The organism is Streptomyces sp. H39-C1 (assembly GCF_027158125.1).
GTDB lineage: Bacteria > Actinomycetota > Actinomycetes > Streptomycetales > Streptomycetaceae > Actinacidiphila > Actinacidiphila fildesensis.
The window spans coordinates 67,827-81,474 of sequence record NZ_JAPVLS010000010.1 but is presented as its reverse complement, the minus strand read 5'-3'; the positions used below and the strand labels follow the sequence as shown (position 1 = coordinate 81,474).

The following is a 13,648-nucleotide window of genomic DNA, read 5'->3' as shown; positions in this document are numbered from 1 at the left end:
ACAACGGGTGACATCAGCAGTGGGCAGTGACGCGGGGACCGGCGATCCCGGCGGTCAGGACGCGGTGCGCAGCGCCCCCTTCGGCGGCCCCTGCCCGCCGGAAGCCGCAGCCCCTCCCGCTCCCATGGAGCCGGCCGCCGCCTCCTCCACCACGACCGACACCGCGGCCTCGCTGAAACGCAGCGGCAGCGTCATGGCCCTGGGCTCGCTCGCCTCGCGCGCCACCGGGTTCGTGCGCAGCGGCATCATCACCGCCGCGCTCGGCACCACCCTGCTCGGTGACGCGTTCAGCGTCGCGAACACCGTCCCGAACATCCTGTACATCATGCTCATCGGCGGGGCGCTGAACTCGGTGTTCGTCCCTCAGCTGGTGCGTGCCGCCAAGGAGCACGCCGACGGCGGCGCCGCCTACACCGACCGGCTGCTCACCGTCTGCCTGGCCGCGCTGCTGGTGATCACGGCCGGCGCCGCGCTCGCCGCCCCCTGGCTGGTCAGCGCGTACGGGCCGGACTTCACCAGTGCCCAGCGCGACCTGACGATCGCGCTCGCCCGGTACTGCCTGCCGCAGATCCTCTTCTACGGCGTGTTCACCCTGCTCGGCCAGATCCTCACCGCCCGCGACCGGTTCGGCGCCATGATGTGGTCGCCGGTCCTGAACAACGTCGTCGTCATCGCGGTGTTCGGCCTGTACCTCGCGGTCGCGCACGACACGACCGCCGCCGGCACCATGAGCGACGCCAACGCGCTGCTCCTGGGGCTCGGCTCCACCGCGGGCATCGCCGTGCAGGCCCTGGCGCTGATCCCGGCCCTGCGCGGCGCCGGATTCCGCTGGCGGCCCCGTTTCGACTGGCGCGGCTCCGGGCTCATGCAGCCCATGCGGGCCGCCGGGTGGACGCTGCTGCTGGTCTTCGTCAACCAGATCGCCTACTGGGTCGTCACCCGGCTCGCCACCTCGGCCGGTGCCCACGCGCTGGCCGGCGGCAGTCCCGTGGGTGTCGGCTTCGCCGCCTACAGCAACGCCTACCTGCTGTGGGTCGTGCCCCAGGGGATCATCACCGTCTCCCTCGTCACCGCCCTGCTGCCGCGGATGAGCCGGGCCGCCACCGAGGGCGACCACGCGCGGCTCGGCGCCGACCTGTCGTACGGGCTGCGCGGCTCGGCCGCCGCGATCGTGCCGGCGGTGCTGGCCTTCCTGGCGCTCGGCCCGCAGATCACCGGGGTCGTCTTCCAGCACGGCCGCACCACCGACGCGGACGCCCAGGCCATCGCCTGGATCCTGATGGCGTTCGCCCTCGGCCTGCCGGCCTTCGCCGGCCAGTACCTGCTGGCCCGCGGCTTCTACGCGCTCGGCGACACCCGTACGCCCTTCTTCCTCAACGTCGTCATCGCCGCCGTCAACGCCGGGCTCGCCGTCGCCTCGTACACGCTGCTGCCGGCCCGCTGGGCCGTGGCCGGCATGGCGGGCGGTTACGCCATCGCCTGCTGCGCCGGGCTGGCGTGCACCACCTGGGTGCTGCGCCGGCGGCTGAACTGGCGGCCCGCGGTCCTGGGCATGCACGTCCGGCTGGCCGTCGCGTGCCTGCCGGGCGCGGCCGCCGCGTACGGGATCGCGCAGAGCAGCGGGCGGCTGCTCGGCACCGGCTTCGCCGGGGACTGCGCCGGGCTGCTGCTCGGCGGCGCCGCCCTCGGCTGCTCCGTTCTGGTCCTGGCGGGCCCGTTGCGGCTGACCGAGGTGCAGTCGCTGGCCGCCCCGGTCCTGCGGCGGCTGCCCGGCCGCTGAAAGTTTTCCTGATTTCGTTGTCACCTTTCGGGCCCGCCGTGCGTGTAGGTAGCGGGAGGGACATTGAACATCCGTACGACACACGCGCCTCCGGGGTGGGTGTGAGCCCGGGCGCGACGCCGCAGGACGACTTCGACGAGTTCTACGCCGTCACCGCGAAACGCCTGGTCGCCGCGGTGTACGCGGTGACCGGCGATCTCGGCGAGGCCGAGGACGCCGTGCAGGAGGCGTATGCCCGTGCGTGGCAGCGGTGGGCGAAGCTCACGGCCGAGGGGGACCCGACGCCGTGGGTGCGGACGGTGGCTCTGCGGCTGGCGGTGAGCACGTGGCGCAAGACACGCAACCGGGTACGGGCACACTTCAGGTACGGGGTGCCGGCGGACGCGCCCGCGCTGGCACCCGACCGGGTGGCTCTGATCGCCGCTTTGCGTGAGCTCGGCGAGGAGCAGCGCACGGCCGTCGTGCTGCACCATTTGATGGACCTGCCGGTCGAGGAGGTCGCCCGGGAGACCGGAGTGTCCAACGCGGCGGTACGAACCCGGCTCAGCCGCGCACGCAGGGCGCTGGGCGACCGGCTGACCGAGGAAGAGGAGGTGCCCCTCCATGGCTGACCCGCTCGACGACCGTCTCCGGGACCTGGCTCGCGACACCGAGCCGCTGATCCTCCTCGCCGGCCCCGCGGACGTCCGCAGGCGTGGGGAGCGCCGCCGTGCCCGGCGCCGGGTCGGCGCGGTGGCCGTGGTGGCCGCGGCCGCGCTGGCCGTCGGCTCCTGGGCGGTCCTGCCCCGGCTGGAGAGCGGCGCGCAGCCCCCGGCGGTCAGTGGTTCCCCCTCGCCGGACCCGCTGCCGACCGAGCCGCTGACCGGCGCGCTGCTCCGGCCGACCGCGCTGCCCTGGGACTCCTACTGGCACTGGCGCACCGTCGCGGGGGACGTCTCGGCGAAGATCCCGCTCATGCACTGCGGAACGTCGCTGTACGATCCGGCCTCGGCGAGTGTCCGTTTCTATCAGGGGAACGCGAACAGCAGCGCGCGGTACGCGATCCATGACCTTGGTGACGGGGCCAAGGCTGCTGCCGAACTGAACCGCATACGTGATGAATTGGGCAAATGCGGACTAGTTGCTGCCTACACTGGGAAGGAGGAGGGGACCATGGAGACCGTGTTCCGCGTCTATGCGACAACGAAGCTGGGCAGCCAGGTGAGCCAGGTCTGGCTGGCGGACCGGGGCCGGTACGTGTCGGTGCTCCAGGTGGTCATGCCGGCGAGCGCGCGCCCGAATCCGCCGTACTTCGACGGGACGCCGGTGCAGTGCATGGCGCGGTCCCTCGAGAAGCTCGTTCCCCCCTCCGTCCCGGCCACCCCCACCCCCAGTACTTCTCCGTCGTCCGCATTCGCCGGGGGCTCCGGGGGCTCGATCGGGGGCTCGGCCGGCGGCACCGGCCCGGCGACCGAGGGCGGCGTCCCGTCGGTCCCGCCGCCCGATCCGAAGTTCCCGCCGGACTACGTCCCCCCGACTTCTTCCGACCGCTGCTGATGAGGACATTTCCCGTGACACCCATACGAACGTCCCGCATTCCCTTTTCCCGTATACGTGCCCTGGCCGTGCCGGCCCTGCTGGCCGTCGCGCTGACCGCCTGTGGCGGCAGCGGTGGTGATGACAACGCCAAGGGCGGCAGTGACAAGGGCGGCGCCGGCGCCCCGGCGGCCGTGCCGGTCACCGTGTCGCCCGCCAACGGCAAGACCGGGGTCGACCCCGGCAGCCCGGTGAAGGTGTCGCTGACCGAGGGCACCATCGGCGCGGTGACCGTCACCGCCGCGGCCAAGAGCAACGACGGCGTCGAGGCCGTGGAGGTCACCGGCAAGCTGGACGCCACCAAGCACAGCTGGCTGTCCGACCGCACGATGACCCCCGGCACCGCCTACACGGTGAAGGTCACCGCGGCCGACAAGTCCGGCGCGCAGAAGGAGCAGACCAGCACCTTCACCACGCTGGCCGCGGCCAAGACCAACGGCGTCACCGTCACCCCGGTGGGCAACGCGGTGGTCGGCGTCGGCCAGCCGGTCTCCATCGCCTTCGACAAGCCGGTCACCAACCGCGCGGCCGTCGAGAAGCAGCTGTCCGTGACGACGACGCCCGCCGTGCAGGGCAGCTGGGGCTGGATCACCGACCCGCTGACCGGCACCCAGCGCGCCGACTGGCGGCCGGCCGCGTACTGGGCCAAGGGCACCAAGGTCACGATGACGGCCAAGCTCAGCGGCCTCGACACCGGCGGCGGCCGCTACCTGCGCCGCGATGTCACCTCCACCTTCACCATCGGCACCGCCCGGGTCTCCAAGGTCGACATCGGCGCCAAGAAGATGACGGTCACCGAGGACGGAAAGACCGTCAAGGTCATCAACATCTCGGCGGGCAAGAGCGACTTCCCGACCTGGAACGGCCGCATGGTCGTGCTCAGCAAGCAGTCCACGATCCACATGACGTCGACGTCGGTCGGCATCGCCACCAACAAGGACGCCGCGGACTTCTACGACAAGGACGTCAAGATGGCGGTGCACCTGACCACCTCGGGCACCTTCGTCCACGCCGCTCCGTGGAACGACGCCAACATGGGCAAGGCGAACACCAGCCACGGCTGCGTCGGGATGTCGGACGCGGACGCCAAGTGGTTCTTCGACAAGGCCGTCCGCGGTGATGTCGTCGAGGTCGCCGGATCGACCCGCGCCACCGTCGACAAGGGCAACGGCTACGGCGACTGGAACCTCACCGCCGAGGCGTGGGCGAAGCTGAGCGCCCTGTCCTGACCCGTCCTTGAATCCGTCCCGGGCCCGTTCCGGAACCGGTCGCCGAGCCTGCGCTCGCACCCGTTCCCGAACGGGCCCGGGTGTCTCCGGTTCCGATGGACGAGACAGCCTCTCCCACTATGTGACCGACCGGTAGGCTCATCGGCGTGCCGAAGCCCCTGAGCCTGCCCTTCGACCCCATCGCCCGCGCCGACGAGCTGTGGACCCAGCGCTGGGGACGCGTTCCGTCGATGGGTGCCATCACCTCGATCATGCGCGCCCAGCAGATCCTGCTGGGCCAGGTGGACGCCGTCGTCAAGCCGTACGGGCTGACCTTCGCCCGCTACGAGGCGCTGGTGCTGCTCACCTTCAGCAAGGCCGGCGAACTGCCGATGTCGAAGATCGGCGAGCGGCTGATGGTGCACCCCACGTCGGTCACCAACACCGTGGACCGCCTCGTCGGCTCCGGCCTGGTCGCCAAGCGCCCCAACCCGAACGACGGACGCGGCACCCTCGCCTCCATCACCGACAAGGGCCGTGAGGTGGTCGACGCGGCCACCCGGGACCTGATGGCGATGGACTTCGGCCTGGGCGTCTACGACGCCGAGGAGTGCGGTGAGATCTTCGCGTCGCTGCGCCCGCTGCGGATAGCCGCGGGCGACTTCGAGGACGGGCGCTGAAGCGTCCGGCGTTCGAGGAGGGGCGTGAGGGCGCCGGAATCGCACCGGTTACGCTCAATGCCATGAAACAAGGGACGCTGACCCGCTACCGCGTGATGGCCTATGTGACCGGCGTCCTGCTGGTCCTCCTCACCCTGGGCGTGATCGCGAAGTACCTCCTCGACATGAACGGCGCGGCCGGCTTCGTCACCGCCGTCGGGATTGCCCACGGCTGGCTCTACGTGGTCTACGTGGTGTTCGCCTTCGACCTGGGCTCCAAGGCGAAGTGGCCGCTGGGCAAGCTGGCCTGGGTGCTGCTGGCGGGCACGATCCCGACCGCCGCCTTCTTCGTCGAGCGCAACGTGACGCGCGAGGTGGCCCCGCTGGTCGTCGCCGCGAACGGCGAGCCGGCCCAGGTCTGACGCCCGTCGTGTGACACCTTGGACGTGACGTTTGGACGTGACGTACGGGGTGTGACACATGGCACGTGACGCATCGCACCGCCCTTCCCCGCAAGGGGTGGGCGGTTTGCCATCGACATTTACTAGGACGTCCTAGTAAATTCGAGGGTATGGACGCCGAAGGCATCGAAGAGGGCCGCCAGCGCTGGCAGGCCCGGTACGACGCGGCTCGTAAGCGGGACGCGGACTTCACCACGCTCTCCGGGGATCCGGTCGAGCCCGTGTACGGGCCCGCCCCCGGTGACACCGTGGACGGCTTCGAGCGGATCGGATGGCCCGGCGAGTACCCGTTCACCCGCGGTCTGCACCCGACCGGCTACCGGGGCCGTACGTGGACGATCCGGCAGTTCGCCGGCTTCGGCAACGCCGAGCAGACGAACGAGCGCTACAAGATGATCCTGGAGGCCGGCGGCGGCGGTCTCTCCGTCGCCTTCGACATGCCGACCCTGATGGGCCGCGACTCCGACGACAGCATGGCGCTGGGCGAGGTCGGCCACTGCGGTGTCGCCATCGACTCGGCCGCCGACATGGAGGTGCTCTTCGCGGGCATCCCGCTCGGCGACGTCACCACCTCGATGACGATCTCCGGCCCGGCCGTTCCGGTCTTCTGCATGTACCTGGTCGCCGCCGAGCGGCAGGGCGTCGATCCGGCCCTGCTCAACGGCACGCTGCAGACCGACATCTTCAAGGAGTACATCGCGCAGAAGGAGTGGCTCTTCGCTCCCGAGCCCCATCTGCGCCTCATCGGCGACCTCATGGAGCACTGCGCGACGGGCATCCCCGCGTACAAGCCGCTCTCCGTCTCCGGCTACCACATCCGCGAGGCCGGCTCCACGGCCGCGCAGGAGCTCGCGTACACCCTCGCCGACGGCTTCGGCTACGTCGAGCTGGGGCTGTCGCGCGGAATGGACGTCGACGCGTTCGCCCCCGGGCTGTCGTTCTTCTTCGACGCGCACCTCGACTTCTTCGAGGAGATCGCCAAGTTCCGCGCCGCCCGCCGCATCTGGGCGCGCTGGATGCGCGACGAGTACGGCGCCAAGACCGACAAGGCGCAGTGGCTGCGGTTCCACACCCAGACCGCGGGTGTCTCGCTCACCGCCCAGCAGCCCTACAACAACGTCGTGCGCACCGCCGTGGAGGCGCTGGCCGCCGTCCTGGGCGGCACCAACTCGCTGCACACCAACGCCCTCGACGAGACCCTCGCGCTGCCGAGCGAGCAGGCCGCGGAGATCGCGCTGCGCACCCAGCAGGTCCTGATGGAGGAGACCGGCGTCGCGAACGTCGCCGACCCGCTGGGCGGCTCCTGGTACGTCGAGGCCCTCACCGACCGGATCGAGGCCGACGCCGAGAAGATCTTCGACAAGATCAGGGCGCTCGGCGCGAAGGCGGTCCCCAGCGGCAAGCACTCTGTCGGCCCCATCACCAGCGGCATCCTGCGCGGTATCGAGGACGGCTACTTCACCGGCGAGACCGCCGAGTCGGCCTTCCAGTACCAGCGCGCCCTGGAGAAGGGCGAGAAGCGCGTCGTCGGCGTCAACTGCCACCACGGCTCGGTCACCGGTGACCTGGAGATCCTGCGGGTCAGCCACGAGGTCGAGCGCGAGCAGGTGCGCGTGCTGGCCGCCCGCAAGGCGGCCCGTGACGACAGTGCCGTCCAGGAGGCCCTCGCCGCCATGCTCGCCGCGGCCCGGGACGGCTCGAACATGATCGTCCCGATGCTGGCGGCAGCCCGCGCCGAGGCCACCCTCGGCGAGATCTGCGGTGTCCTGCGCGAGGAGTGGGGCACGTACACAGAACCGGCCCGCTTCTGAGCCGAGATCGGGGGCTCCGCTTCACCCCGCACGGGGGGAGCGGAGCCCACGAGCGCGTGTTCCGCGACCACAGCGAATAGGCTGGAAGCGGTTCGAAGAACACCGCTGGAGGGACCGCCGTGGAGTACGCCCGCATGCGTCTTATCGCCGATGAGTTGTCCACCAGGCCGGAAGCCTGGGCCGTTGAGATCAGCGGCGGAGAGATCATCATGATAACGAGCCCGGCGAAGCGGCATGAATTCATCTCGTTCCAGATCGCTGACCAGCTCAACGACCAGCTCAGGGGCACGACCCCGCGAGTGATCGCGCAGTCCGGTGCCGAGATCGAGGACCCGCGCGGGGCAGCAGCTCTGCGCCGTCCGGACATCACGATCCTTCCCATGGATGTCCTTGATGAGGACGGCGACACCGTTGACCCCGCAGATGTGACGGCAGTCGTGGAAGTCGTACCGAGGTCGAACCCGGAGAACGACTACGAGGGCAAGACCCGCGACTACGCGGTGATGGGTATCCCCTACTACCTGCTTGTGGATCCCCGCAAGGGCACCGGTCTTGTCCTGTCCCAGCCGCGCTCCACGCCGGAGGGTCAGCGGTATGCGGCCCGCGTCGAGTTCCTGTTCGGTGAGACGGTGCAGGTGGGCGAATGGCACGTCGATACGGAGGGCTTCCCGTTGTACGGAGCGCCGGGCGCCGGCAGCCGGTAAGGCACCTGCGTGCCGGGGCGGCTCGCGGGCGGAGCGGGGGGCGTTGCTTCCGGCGGGGGATCTGGATCACGATGGCCGCGTCCATGGAGCACGACCGGAAGGCAGCACATGTCCCTCGAAGCGACCGTTGGAGACGACGGGATGATCTACATCCGCGAGACCGACGAGCCGGAGATCGTGGCCGTCACCAGTCCCGCCAAGTGGGAGGCGTTCGTGAAGGGCGTCAAGGCGGGGGAGTTCGACGCGTTCGCTGAGGAGCCGGACACGGCTTAGAGCTTGCCCTCAGCCCGGTCCTGTCGCGGCGGATCCTGGAAGCTCACCCGGAACAGGGCGCCGCCGCCCGGTGCGGGTTCCGCCGTGATGGTGGCGCCATGGGCGTGGGCGATCTGCCGGGCCATGGCGAGGCCGAGGCCCGAACCGGGCAGTGCGCGGGCGGAGTCCGCGCGGTAGAAGCGGTCGAAGACGTAAGGGGCGTCCTGCGGGGCGATCCCCGGCCCGTGGTCGCGGACGGTCAGCTCCACCACCTCCCCCTCCCCGGGACGGGACCCGGAGCCGGTCCGGGTGAGGGCGACCTCGACCGGGGCTCCCGGCGGGCTGAACTTGGCCGCGTTGTCCACGAGGTTGGTCAGCAGCCGGCTGAGCCGGGCCGGGACGCCGGGGACGTGCGCCTGCGCGGCGGCCGGGTCCGTGGCGAGGGTGAAGGGGACGTCGGGCCAGTGGCCGCGGGCGGCCCGTACGGCATGGCCCGCCAGGTCGGCGAGGCCCACGTCCTCGACCAGCGGCAGCGGTTCCTCGTCCCGCGCCAGCTCGATCAGGTCGTTGACGAGCTGGGTGACCTCGCGCAACTGCCGCTGCAGAGCGCCGGAGGCGCGGTCCCGCTGGGCGTCGGTGAGCCGGTCGGCGCGCGCCAGCAGGTCGGCGTTGGTGCGCAGCGCTGTGAGCGGTGTGCGCAGCTCGTGCGAGGCGTCGGCCACCAGCCGGCGCTGCGCCATGACGGACTGCTCCAGCTCGCCGAGCATGGTGTTGAAGGCGGTGGCGAGCCGGGTGACCTCGTCCTGGCGGTGTTCGGGACCGGCCGGGATCTCGATCCGGTGCCGGGCGTCCCGGGTGGCGGCGATCCGCTCCGCCGTGGCCGTCAGCCGGGCGACCGGCGCCAGTCCCGTCCGGGAGACCCAGTAGCCGAGGAGGGCGGCGAGCAGCACCCCCGTGCCGCCGACGCCCGCGAGCAGCCAGGCGGCCTGCCGGACGCCCTGCTCGACGGTGTCGGACCGCACCGCCACCTGCAGCGCCCGGCCGCCGCCGAAGCCGCTGGTGAACATCCGCGCCGGATGCCCGGACAGCGTGATGTTGCTGAAGTACGCCGGACGGTCGCCGGCCGCGACCTCCCGCACCGGCGCGGAGACCGGCAGCGGATACGGCTCCCGCGGGTCGGCCGCCGGGTCCGCCGGGACGATCTGCGAGCAGGCGGGCGCCGACAGGAACACGCACTCCCCGGCCACCACCTGCGGGCTCTCGCCGCGGTGCTGCTGCTTGACCAGCGTCGCCGACTGGGTGAGATGCAGATCCAGTTGGTGGACGAGTTCGTAGCGGATGACGAAGAAGGCCGCCGCGCAGACCCCGACCGCGACCAGGGCGACGGCGGCGGACGCCGCGACCGCCAGCCGGGTGCGCAGTGGCCGGTGCCGGCGCCAGCGCGCCATCCCGCGGGTCCCCGTCACCCGAGGTCCAGCCGGTAGCCGACGCCGTGCACGGTCTGCACCAGCCGCGGCTCGCCGCCCGCCTCCAGCTTCCGCCGCAGATAACCGATGTAGACGGCCAGCGAGTTGGAGTCCGGGCCGAAGTCATGGCCCCAGACCCGCTCCAGGATCACCTCGCGCGGCAGCGCCTGGCCCGGATGCCGCATCAGCAGCTCCAGCAGCGCGAACTCGGTACGGCTGAACTCCAGCGGGCGGCCGCCTCTGCTGCCGGTGCGGGTGACCGGCTGGACGACCAGATCCGCGTACGAAAGTTCCGGTTCCTCGCCGCCCCCCGACGCGGCCCGGCGCAGCAACGCCCTTAGCCGGGCCAGCAGTTCGTCCAGTGCGAACGGCTTGACGAGATAGTCGTCGGCGCCCGCGTCCAGGCCGTCGACCCGCTCGCTCACCGAGTCGAGCGCCGTGAGGACGAGCACGGGCGTACGGTCGCCCAGCCCGCGCAGCCGCCGGCAGACCGCCAGCCCGTCGAGCACCGGCATCATCACGTCCAGCACGATCGCGTCCGGCTGCCAGGCCGCCACCTCCGACAGCGCGGCGAGCCCGTCGGCGGCCCCGCGCACCGCGTAGCCCTCGACGGTGAGGCCGTCCTCGACGGCGGCGCGTACCTCGGGTTCGTCGTCCACGACGAGGATGCGGGCGGGCGGTGGTGCAGTGTCCATGGGCCCAAGGGTCCCAAACCGGGCTCTTAGAACCCTCTTAGACCGTCCCGTCAGCGTTGCGGCCATGCGGACCTCACAGGACATTCCACTGTCAGTGGTCATCGGGGCGGGCGGCACCGGTGGGCACATCTATCCAGGACTGGCACTCGCCGACGCGCTGCGCCGGGCCGATCCACGGGCGGTCGTCACCTTCGTCGGCACCGAACGCGGGCTGGAGACCCGGCTGATACCGGAAGCCGGCTACCGGCTGCACACGGTCAACATGATCCCGTTCGACCGGTCGCTCGGCGCCCGCCGCTATCTGCTGCCGGCCGCGCTGCTGAGCTCGGCGGTGCGCTGCCGGACGATCCTGCGCGAGCAGGGCGCGCAGATCGCGGTGGGGATGGGCGGCTATCCCAGCGCGCCGGTGATCCTCGGGGCGCGGCTGGCGGGGCTGCCGAGCCTGGTCCACGAGTCCAACGCGGTGCCGGGCCGCGCCAACCAGTTCGCGGCCCGGCTCACCCCGAACATCGCGCTGGCCTTCGACCGCAGCCGCGCGCATCTGCCGTCCGGCAGCACGGCGGAGACCGTGGGCATGCCGCTGTCCGGGCCGCTGGCCACCCTGGACCGGGCCGCCCTGCGCGGCCGGGCCCGCGCCGAGCTGGGCGTACCGGCCGGGGCCCGGCTGGTCCTCGTCAACGGCGGCAGCCTGGGCGCCACCCGGCTGACCGACGCGGCGATCGGACTCGCCGCGCGCTGGCGGGACCGGAACGACGTACGGCTGCTCATCAAGACGGGCCCGGCCGCGCTCGCCGAGGCCAGGACCCGGCTGGCCGGGAACCCGGTCGCCGAGGCCGTCCCGTACCTGGACCGGATGGACCTCGCCTACGCGGCCGCCGACCTGGTGATCTGCCGGGCCGGGTCCGCGACCATCGCCGAGCTGGCCACGACCGGGGTGCCCGCCGTGCTCGTCCCTTATCCACACGCGCCCGGCGACCACCAGACGCACAACGCCCGCGTCCTGTCCGACGCCGGGGCCGCCGTGCTGCTCCCCGACGCCGAAGCGACCGCCGACCGGCTGGCCGCGCTCGTCGAGCCGCTGCTGCGCGACCCGCGCCGGCTCGCCGCGATGAGCGGCGCCGCCGACCCCGGCACCCACGCCCGGGCGGCCGATCTGCTCGCCGCCAAGACTCTCGAACTGAGGAACGCCGCATGACAGCGACCACATCTTTGAACCCTGTCGACTGGACCGGCAGCACCGTCCTGGTGACCGGCGCCGAGGGCTTCATCGGCAGCACCCTGGTCGACCTGCTGGTCGAGCGCGGCGCGAACGTCCGCGCCCTGGTGCACTACAAGCCCTACGGCGAACGCGGCCACCTCGCCGGCTATCTGCGGCCGGACAGCCCCGTCGAGATGCTCGCGGGCGATGTCCGCGACGCGGGCCGCGTCATGGACGCCGTCGACGGCTGCGACACCGTCTTCCACCTCGCGGCACTGATCGGCATCCCGTACAGCTACCAGGCCCCCGAGGCCTATGTGCAGACGAACGTGGCCGGCACCCAGAACGTCGCCGGGGCCTGTCTGCGGCACGGAGTGCGCCGGCTCGTCCACACCTCCACCAGCGAGGTCTACGGCAGCGCGCTCACCGTGCCGATCAGCGAGAGCCACCCGCTGCAGCCGCAGTCCCCGTACTCCGCCTCGAAGATCGGCGCGGACATGACGGCGCTGTCGTACTTCCACTCCTTCGAGCTGCCCGTCACGGTCGTCCGGCCCTTCAACACCTACGGCCCCCGGCAGTCCGCGCGCGCCGTCATCCCGGCGATCCTCGCCCAGCTGCACTCCGGCGCCCGGCAGATCCGGCTCGGATCCCTCGCGCCGACCCGCGACTTCACCTACGCCACCGACACCGCCGCCGGCTTCCTGGCCCTGGCCGGCTGCGACCGGGCCCTCGGCGAGGTCGTCAACCTCGGCACCGGCCGCGAGGTCTCCATCGGCGACCTCGCCCGCTCCCTGATCGCCGCCTCCGGCCGAGAAGCGGAGATCGTCGTCGACCCGGCCCGCCTGCGCCCCTCGGGCAGCGAGGTCCAGCGCCTGCTGTCGGACAACTCCCGGGCGCGCCAGTGGGCGGGATGGGAGCCACAGGTGTCCCTGGAGGAGGGACTGCGCCGCACCTCGGAGTGGGTCGCGGAGAACCTGAACCTCTTCGCGACGGACCGCTACCAGGTGTAGAGGCGGCCCCGGGTCAGCGGATGGCCGCCAGGCCGCCCAGCAGCAACGTCGTGAAGGTGCGGGCCCAGGCCGCGTCCACCGGTTCGCCGCTGACCAGGGTGCGGTGGACGACGGCGCCGGCGATGACGTCGAAGATGAGGTCGATCTGGGTGGCGGTGTCCGTGCCGTGGGGGCCGAGCGGCGGGCCGTCCGGCGGGAGTTCGCCGCGCTCCTGGGCGCGCCGGCGGCCGAGGACCACGAGGCACTTCTGCCGGTCCACGATGGCCTCGCGGATCCGCCGCCGCAGGGCTTCGTCGTGGGTGGACTCGGCGACGACGGCCATCAGGGCGGTCCTGGCCTCGGGGCGGGCCAGGAGCGCCGCGAACTGCAGCACCACGTCCTCGATGTCGGCCTGGAGGCTTCCCCGGTCGGGCAGCTCCAGTTCGTCGAAGAGCACTGCGACCGCATCGACGACCAGCTCGTTCTTGCCCGCCCAGCGACGGTAGAGGGTGGTCTTGGCGACGCCGGCCCGGGTGGCGACATCGCCCATCGTCAGCCCGCCCCAGCCCAGTTCGACCAGGGCGGCCCTGGTGGCTTCCAGGATCGCGTGGTCGGCGTCGGCGCTGCGGGGGCGGCCCGTCTTCTTCGCTGAAGTGCCGTTGTGCATGGCTGGGACCATACCGGCCAGTACGCCGGGTGGCCCGCGACCGCTCCGTGACCGGGATCACGCCGCCCCGCGGGGTTGAAGCTTGCGGGGACCGGACAGTTTGGAGTTACGCTACGACTCGTAGCGAAAGAGCGATGACCACTGGCGCAGGTGGGGACCCACGCCGAGAAGGACACTCTGGAA

At 71.8% G+C, this 13,648-nt stretch carries 14 protein-coding genes; 11 read left to right on the top strand and 3 right to left on the bottom strand.

The window, feature by feature from the left end; genetic code table 11:
- The first annotated feature begins 124 nt into the window (after positions 1–124).
- The 9 genes from murJ to O3W51_RS09220 all read left to right on the top strand — a co-directional run bounded on the left by murJ (position 125) and on the right by O3W51_RS09220 (position 8,471).
- Entirely contained in the window at positions 125–1,780 is a 1,656-nt protein-coding gene (gene murJ / locus O3W51_RS09260) for a murein biosynthesis integral membrane protein MurJ (protein WP_269285179.1), read from the top strand.
- A 101-nt stretch (positions 1,781–1,881) separates the two neighbouring features.
- Positions 1,882–2,391, top strand: a complete 510-nt coding sequence (locus O3W51_RS09255) for a SigE family RNA polymerase sigma factor (RefSeq protein ID WP_138357135.1) — start codon at positions 1,882–1,884, stop codon at positions 2,389–2,391.
- Positions 2,384–3,316, top strand: coding sequence for a hypothetical protein (locus O3W51_RS09250; RefSeq protein ID WP_269285123.1), 933 nt, complete (start codon positions 2,384–2,386; stop codon positions 3,314–3,316). The genes O3W51_RS09255 and O3W51_RS09250 overlap by 8 nt, the downstream gene beginning before the upstream one ends.
- A 14-nt stretch (positions 3,317–3,330) precedes the next feature.
- Complete coding sequence (locus tag O3W51_RS09245) at positions 3,331–4,584, top strand: L,D-transpeptidase (protein ID WP_244809436.1); 1,254 nt, start codon at positions 3,331–3,333, stop codon at positions 4,582–4,584.
- Between the two features lie 146 nt (positions 4,585–4,730).
- Complete coding sequence (locus tag O3W51_RS09240) at positions 4,731–5,243, top strand: MarR family winged helix-turn-helix transcriptional regulator (RefSeq protein WP_138357132.1); 513 nt, start codon at positions 4,731–4,733, stop codon at positions 5,241–5,243.
- A gap of 62 nt (positions 5,244–5,305) precedes the next feature.
- A complete protein-coding gene (locus O3W51_RS09235; RefSeq protein ID WP_138357131.1) occupies positions 5,306–5,644 on the top strand; it encodes a DUF3817 domain-containing protein in 339 nt (112 codons plus the stop codon).
- A gap of 149 nt (positions 5,645–5,793) precedes the next feature.
- Complete coding sequence (locus O3W51_RS09230) at positions 5,794–7,494, top strand: acyl-CoA mutase large subunit family protein (RefSeq protein WP_138357130.1); 1,701 nt, start codon at positions 5,794–5,796, stop codon at positions 7,492–7,494.
- A 119-nt stretch (positions 7,495–7,613) separates the two neighbouring features.
- Positions 7,614–8,198, top strand: coding sequence for a Uma2 family endonuclease (locus tag O3W51_RS09225; protein WP_269285121.1), 585 nt, complete (start codon positions 7,614–7,616; stop codon positions 8,196–8,198).
- Between the two features lie 108 nt (positions 8,199–8,306).
- Complete coding sequence (locus tag O3W51_RS09220) at positions 8,307–8,471, top strand: DUF397 domain-containing protein (RefSeq protein ID WP_138357128.1); 165 nt, start codon at positions 8,307–8,309, stop codon at positions 8,469–8,471.
- Here O3W51_RS09220 and O3W51_RS09215 read toward each other — a convergent pair.
- Both O3W51_RS09215 and O3W51_RS09210 read right to left on the bottom strand, forming a co-directional pair.
- Positions 8,468–9,916: a sensor histidine kinase gene (locus O3W51_RS09215; protein ID WP_138357127.1), complete on the bottom strand. Its 1,449-nt coding sequence runs from the start codon at positions 9,914–9,916 to the stop codon at positions 8,468–8,470. The genes O3W51_RS09220 and O3W51_RS09215 overlap by 4 nt on opposite strands.
- Positions 9,913–10,611: a response regulator transcription factor gene (locus tag O3W51_RS09210; RefSeq protein ID WP_138357126.1), complete on the bottom strand. Its 699-nt coding sequence runs from the start codon at positions 10,609–10,611 to the stop codon at positions 9,913–9,915. Before O3W51_RS09210 ends, O3W51_RS09215 begins: the two co-directional genes overlap by 4 nt.
- Before the next feature lie 64 nt (positions 10,612–10,675).
- Between O3W51_RS09210 and O3W51_RS09205 the strand changes: the two genes are divergently transcribed.
- Entirely contained in the window at positions 10,676–11,806 is a 1,131-nt protein-coding gene (locus O3W51_RS09205; RefSeq protein WP_138357125.1) for a UDP-N-acetylglucosamine--N-acetylmuramyl-(pentapeptide) pyrophosphoryl-undecaprenol N-acetylglucosamine transferase, read from the top strand.
- On the top strand, positions 11,803–12,819 hold the full coding sequence (locus O3W51_RS09200; RefSeq protein ID WP_269285119.1) for a GDP-mannose 4,6-dehydratase: 1,017 nt from the start codon (positions 11,803–11,805) through the stop codon (positions 12,817–12,819). Before O3W51_RS09205 ends, O3W51_RS09200 begins: the two co-directional genes overlap by 4 nt.
- A gap of 13 nt (positions 12,820–12,832) precedes the next feature.
- Here the strand turns inward: O3W51_RS09200 and O3W51_RS09195 are convergent, their stop codons facing one another.
- Positions 12,833–13,465 carry a TetR/AcrR family transcriptional regulator gene (locus tag O3W51_RS09195; protein WP_269285117.1) on the bottom strand — a complete coding sequence of 211 codons (633 nt, stop codon included), beginning with the start codon at positions 13,463–13,465 and terminating at the stop codon, positions 12,833–12,835.
- Between the last annotated feature and the right edge of the window lie 183 nt (positions 13,466–13,648).

What these genes read in the sequence shown, in the direction of transcription:
- murJ (WP_269285179.1), top strand. Translation starts at nt 125, where the DNA reads ATGGAGCCGGCCGCCGCCTCCTCCACCACGACCGACACCGCGGCCTCG.
- O3W51_RS09250 (WP_269285123.1), top strand. Translation starts at nt 2,384, where the DNA reads ATGGCTGACCCGCTCGACGACCGTCTCCGGGACCTGGCTCGCGACACC.
- O3W51_RS09235 (WP_138357131.1), top strand. Translation starts at nt 5,306, where the DNA reads ATGAAACAAGGGACGCTGACCCGCTACCGCGTGATGGCCTATGTGACC.
- O3W51_RS09230 (WP_138357130.1), top strand. Translation starts at nt 5,794, where the DNA reads ATGGACGCCGAAGGCATCGAAGAGGGCCGCCAGCGCTGGCAGGCCCGG.
- O3W51_RS09220 (WP_138357128.1), top strand. Translation starts at nt 8,307, where the DNA reads ATGTCCCTCGAAGCGACCGTTGGAGACGACGGGATGATCTACATCCGC.
- O3W51_RS09210 (WP_138357126.1), bottom strand. Translation starts at nt 10,611, where the DNA reads ATGGACACTGCACCACCGCCCGCCCGCATCCTCGTCGTGGACGACGAA.
- O3W51_RS09205 (WP_138357125.1), top strand. Translation starts at nt 10,676, where the DNA reads ATGCGGACCTCACAGGACATTCCACTGTCAGTGGTCATCGGGGCGGGC.
- O3W51_RS09200 (WP_269285119.1), top strand. Translation starts at nt 11,803, where the DNA reads ATGACAGCGACCACATCTTTGAACCCTGTCGACTGGACCGGCAGCACC.
- O3W51_RS09195 (WP_269285117.1), bottom strand. Translation starts at nt 13,465, where the DNA reads ATGCACAACGGCACTTCAGCGAAGAAGACGGGCCGCCCCCGCAGCGCC.